Annotated in this window: 5 protein-coding genes; 2 read left to right on the top strand and 3 right to left on the bottom strand. The window is 69.2% G+C overall.

Going from position 1 to position 5000, the window contains the following annotated elements; genetic code table 11:
- Nucleotides 1–110: 110 nt before the first annotated feature.
- The gene (locus tag ACFWPJ_RS24470) at nucleotides 111–977 is read left to right on the top strand and encodes an LLM class F420-dependent oxidoreductase (protein ID WP_378854722.1); all 867 of its coding nucleotides are present in this window, start codon (nucleotides 111–113) and stop codon (nucleotides 975–977) included.
- 26 nt (nucleotides 978–1003) lie between these two features.
- Here ACFWPJ_RS24470 and ACFWPJ_RS24465 read toward each other — a convergent pair whose 3' ends face one another.
- Nucleotides 1004–1711 carry a TetR/AcrR family transcriptional regulator gene (locus tag ACFWPJ_RS24465; protein WP_378854721.1) on the bottom strand — a complete coding sequence of 236 codons (708 nt, stop codon included), beginning with the start codon at nucleotides 1709–1711 and terminating at the stop codon, nucleotides 1004–1006.
- Between ACFWPJ_RS24465 and ACFWPJ_RS24460 the strand changes: the two genes are divergently transcribed.
- Nucleotides 1680–2441 carry a 3-hydroxyacyl-CoA dehydrogenase gene (locus ACFWPJ_RS24460; RefSeq protein WP_378854720.1) on the top strand — a complete coding sequence of 254 codons (762 nt, stop codon included), beginning with the start codon at nucleotides 1680–1682 and terminating at the stop codon, nucleotides 2439–2441. The genes ACFWPJ_RS24465 and ACFWPJ_RS24460 overlap by 32 nt on opposite strands.
- A gap of 24 nt (nucleotides 2442–2465) precedes the next feature.
- On the opposite strand, the gene ACFWPJ_RS24455 is transcribed toward ACFWPJ_RS24460, so the two are convergent.
- Together ACFWPJ_RS24455 and ACFWPJ_RS24450 are read right to left on the bottom strand one after the other, a co-directional pair.
- Nucleotides 2466–3476, bottom strand: coding sequence for a glutathione S-transferase family protein (locus tag ACFWPJ_RS24455; RefSeq protein ID WP_378854719.1), 1011 nt, complete (start codon nucleotides 3474–3476; stop codon nucleotides 2466–2468).
- Between the two features lie 4 nt (nucleotides 3477–3480).
- Entirely contained in the window at nucleotides 3481–4767 is a 1287-nt protein-coding gene (locus tag ACFWPJ_RS24450) for an MFS transporter (protein ID WP_378854718.1), read from the bottom strand.
- Nucleotides 4768–5000: the final 233 nt, after the last annotated feature.

Below are 5000 nucleotides of genomic sequence, written 5' to 3'. Positions count from 1 at the left end.
GGGGCGGCCCCCGACAACCCCGGCGCCCCCGCCGGGGCCCAAGTGCGGCGGGGGGCGGGGGCGAGAGCCACGAAACGGCGCCCACCGCCCGGTGACCGGGGGGGGGCCGGATGAGGATCGGGATCGACACCCCGGTGGTCACCCGGGTGCCGGGCGCGCACAGCTCGTGGGAGGAATCGGCGGGCATCGCCGAACTCGCACAGATCGCGGTCACCGCGGACCGGCTCGGTTTCCATCACCTCACCTGCAGCGAACACGTCGCTGTGCCTGCCTCCGTCGCCGAAGTGCGCGGTGCGACGTACTGGGATCCGCTCGCCACCCTCGGCTATCTGGCGGCCCGCACCGAACGGATCCGGCTGGCCACCAAGGTCCTCGTGCTCGGCTACCACCATCCGCTCGAAATCGCCAAGCGCTACGGCACTCTCGACATGGTCAGCGATGGCCGGCTGATCCTGGGGCTGGGTGTCGGCTCGCTCCAGGAGGAATTCGAGCTCCTCGACGTCCCATTCGCCGACCGAGGTGCGCGGGGTGACGCCGCCTTGATCGCCGTGCGTGCGGCGATGTCGCAGCGGGTACCGCACCACGAGGGCCGCTATCACCGGTTCTCGGACATGGTGGTCGAGCCGCATGCTGTCCAGGACACCGTGCCGCTGTGGATCGGCGGCCGCTCGGCCCGATCATTGCGGCGCGCGGTGGAACTCGCCGACGGCTGGATCCCGTTCGGATTGACCTTCGACCAGATCGGCGCGCTGCTCGACCGCAGACAGCCGCCCGCCGGTTTCGAGGTTGTTCTCTCGGCCGGATCGCTGGATCCACTCGGAAACCCCGCCGGGACCAGGGCGAAGCTCGGGGCTGCGACACGCGCGGGCGCGACGGTGGTCGGTGCCGCACTGACCGCGACCTCGGCCGACCATTACTGCGATCAGCTCGCTGCCTTGGCCGAGATCCGCGACGAGAACGACTCCGCGCCGAGCTGACCGGGTTTGCGCTGCCGCGGAGCCGCTCAGCCTGGTTCGGTCGCCGGAAGATGAACATCCATCCAGCGCAGCATTCGATCGACCGAGTCGGTGCAGTCACCGTCCGCGCCGTCCTCGGCCCACTCGATCAGGGCAGCCAGGGTGGCGCTCTGGTAAGCGGTCGCAAGCGCGCGGCAGATGGGGTCGGGGGAGCCGGGGTACCGCCGGGCGAGATAGTCCGACAGTGTGTCGATCCAGGGCTGATAGACACGGGGCGCGGCCGCCGCGAGCTCGGGCTCTGACGAGATCAGGCGTAACCAGTCCGGCGCGAGCTCGTGGATGCGCGGATCCCTCGACACCGATTCGACGATCGCCGTCCGGATCACGACCGCGGGCGGCTTGTCGTCGGCGACGCCGGTCAGCGCGGCTCGCAGTCTGTCCGTCGCCGGCGCGACACCCAGCCACGCGATCTCGGCCCGGGACGAAAAGTGCCGCAGCAGGGTTCGGGTACTGACCCCCGTGGCCTGAGCCAGGTCGTTCCAGTTGGTGGTGGCGAAACCGTGTTCGGTCCACAGGCTCAGCGCACCCACGGACACGGCCCGGGCGTCCAGCACGGAGGGGCGACCGGGACGGCGGGGAGCTGGCTTGGTCACCACGAAAGCCAAACAGTTTTGGCGAAGTGTGTCAATATTGCGTCGAGTCGTACCGAACAGGAGAGAGAATATGGATTTCGTCAACTCGTCGGCGATCGTCACCGGCGGCGCATCGGGTCTCGGCTTGGCGACCGTGCGGGAACTGCACACCCAGGGCGCGAAGGTCGTGATCGTCGACCTCCCGTCGTCCAACGGCGCGGCCATCGCGAAGGAACTGGGCGACGGCGCGGCCTTCGCGGCGGCGGACGTGACCGACGAATCGGCGGTGTCCGCCGCGCTCGACGTCGCCGAATCGCTGGCGCCGCTGCGGATCGCGGTGAACTGCGCCGGCATCGGCAACGCGGTCAAGACGGTCGGCAAGAAGGGCGCGTTCCCGCTCGCCGATTTCACCAAGGTGATCAACGTCAATCTCGTCGGCACGTTCAACGTGATCCGGCTGGCCGCCGAACGCATGTCGGGCACCGACCCGGTCGGTGAGGAGCGTGGCGTCATCGTCAACACCGCCTCCGTTGCCGCGTTCGACGGCCAGATCGGCCAGGCCGCCTACTCCGCGTCCAAGGGTGGGATCGTCGGTCTGACCCTGCCGGTCGCGCGTGACCTGGCGAGTTTCAAGATCCGGGTCGTCACGATCGCGCCCGGACTGTTCCGCACACCGCTGTTCGAGACGCTGCCCGAGGAGGCGCTGCAGTCCCTCGGCGCGCAGGTACCGCACCCCTCGCGTCTGGGTCAGCCGACCGAATTCGCCGCACTGGCCCGCCACATCGTGGAGAACCCGATGCTCAACGGCGAGACCATCCGCCTCGACGGCGCCATCCGCATGGCCCCGCGATGAACACGAATCGCTGAATCGCGGATATCAGCGGATCGCGGGTACCTGCTCGGCGGGCAGGGGCGGCGGCGGCGGGGTGCCGGCGCCGAAGGGTCGTCCGCCGAGTTCCTCGCGGTGATGCGGGGTCAGCCAGCTCGACAGATCCGGTCCAGCGGGGACGACTCCGGTGGGGTTAATGTCGCGGTGCACCACGTAGTAGTGCTCCTTGATCTGCCCGAAATCGATGGTGTCGCCGAAGCCGGGGGTCTGGAACAGGTCGCGGGCGTAGGCCCACAGCACCGGCATCTCGCTGAGTGTGCTGCGGTTGGTCTTGAAATGACCGTGATAGACGGGGTCGAAGCGGGCCAGCGTGGTGAACAGGCGCACGTCGGCCTCGGTGATGGTGTCGCCGACCAGGTAGCGCTGGGTCCTCAGCCGCTCGGTGAGCCGGTCCAGGGCGGCGAAGAGCCGGGTGTAGGCGGCGTCGTAGGCGTCCTGCGCGCCGGCGAAACCGCAGCGGTAGACACCGTTGTTGACCTCGCGGAAGACCTCGGCGTTGATCTCGTCGATCCGGTCGCGCAGCGGCTCGGGATACAGTTGCGGCGCGCCGGGCCGGTGGTAGGCGGTCCATTCGGTGGAGAAGTCGAGGGTGATCTGGGCGTAGTCGTTGGTGACGACCTGCCCGGTCGGGATGTCGACCACCGCGGGCACGGTGATGCCGCGCGGATAGTCCGGGAACCGGGCCAGGTAGGCGTCGCGCAGCCGGTGGATGCCCAGCACCGGATCGACCTCGCCCGGGTCCAGATCGAAGGTCCAGCTGAGCTTGTCGTGGGTGGGCCCGCACAGGCCGAGCGACAGCACCGGTTCGAGCCCGAGCAACCTGCGCACGATCAGGGTGCGGTTGGCCCACGGACAGGCCCTGGCCGCGACGAGCCGGTAGCGGCCGGGTTCGACGGGGTAGCCGTCGCGGCCGTCGGCGGTGATCCGCGTGGTGATGTAGTTGGTGTCGCGGCGGAACTCACCGGCCTCGACGTAGCTCCCCGCATCGGCTTCGCTCACCTCCTCAGTCTCGCAGATCCACCTGCCGATGCGCCGTGCGCTGACCGATTCCCCGGGTGTAGCCGAGGGTCTGGCGCAGGCTGTCGGGACCCATGCCCCGCGACAGGCCGAGAATCAGTGCGGCGCAGCCGATTCCGGAGAGGACGAGGCTGGTGGTGAACAGCGCGGGATAGCCGGCCAGCTCGCCGACGATGCCCGCTGCCATGCCCGCCACACCTTGGACGACGACGATGGCGCAGGCGAGCAGGGTGTAGTCGCTGCCGGCGTGGTCGGGCTCCGAGGCGTCCATCATGAGGGCGAACACAGCGACAGTGGCGGCGCCGCCGAAGACGTGCTCGGCCAGGCTGGCGGTGACGAGAAGTTCGACACCGCCGAGGCCGAGGGCGGCGAACAGATACAGCGCGATGCTCGCGGTCTGGGTGACACCGCCGATCAGCAGCGCACTGCGACGGCCGTAGCGGTAGGCCAGCCAGCCACCGAGGGCCGCGCCCGCCAGGGCGCCCGCCGAGGAGAGGACGCCCTTGATCACCGCGATCTGGCCGAGGTCGAGACCTGCGTCGGACAGGAACGGGCCGGTGAGCGCCGACGCCATCGAATCGCCGAACTTGAAGGCACCGATCAGCGCGATGAAGGTGAGGATGCCGGGGCGGCGCAGCCGAATCCACCAGGCGCCGAGCAGGTGCGCCGGATGCGGGCGCGGCGGGCGGTCGGCGACCGGTTCGCGCAGCAGCCATACCGGCACCGTGGTCAGCACGATCAGTAATGCCATGGCGAGGAACAGCATTCGCCAACCGGACACGGCGAACATCCACAGCAGTGCGCCACCGCCGACGATCATGCCGATGCGGTAGGCGCCGACCTGGATGCCATTGCCCAGCCCGCGCTGGCGCGGACCCAGCAGGCGTACCGCGAGACCGTCGGTGGCCACGTCCTGCGTCGCCGAGAGCAGGTTCACCACCACGATGCCGACGAACAGCCAGCGCAACGACGACGACAGGTCGAGACCGGCGAGGACCATCGCGACCGCGGCCGCGGACAACTGCAGCACCAGCAGCCAGGTGCGCCGGGTGCCGTAGCGGTCGACGTAGGGCGCCCACAGGAACTTCAGCGCCCACGGCAGGAACAGCACACCCGAGGCGCTGATCGCCACCAGCGAATAGCCCGATTCGCGCAGCACCACGGGCAGTGCCTGGGTGAAGAAGCCGAACGGCAGGCCCTGGGCGAAGTACAGGGCCGACAGCAGAACCAGCGTGCTTGTCGTGATCACACCCGGTCGGGTGGCGGTGCTCATGGGGACATCGTCGCAGAGCGCCTCCGCCTCGCACTCTGTGAATGGTCCGGATATCACCGCCGCGAGGGTCGGTTCCTCGCGGCGGCGTACCGGTTACTCGAGTTCGCCGATGTCCCCGATGACGCGGTGCAGCTGGGCGCGGCCGTCGGACAGGTTGTAGGTGACGCACGCGATGGCGAGTTCGCCTGCTTCGATCTTCTCGGGGGTTATGCTCGACCGCGGGGTGTGAGACA

The organism is Nocardia sp. NPDC058497, assembly GCF_042720195.1.
Classification (GTDB): Bacteria; Actinomycetota; Actinomycetes; order Mycobacteriales; family Mycobacteriaceae; genus Nocardia.
The sequence above is the reverse complement of the archived record's forward strand: the minus strand, read 5'-3'. Positions and strand labels throughout refer to the sequence as shown.

What these genes read in the sequence shown, in the direction of transcription:
- ACFWPJ_RS24450 (WP_378854718.1), bottom strand. Translation starts at nt 4,767, where the DNA reads ATGAGCACCGCCACCCGACCGGGTGTGATCACGACAAGCACGCTGGTT.
- ACFWPJ_RS24470 (WP_378854722.1), top strand. Translation starts at nt 111, where the DNA reads ATGAGGATCGGGATCGACACCCCGGTGGTCACCCGGGTGCCGGGCGCG.
- ACFWPJ_RS24460 (WP_378854720.1), top strand. Translation starts at nt 1,680, where the DNA reads ATGGATTTCGTCAACTCGTCGGCGATCGTCACCGGCGGCGCATCGGGT.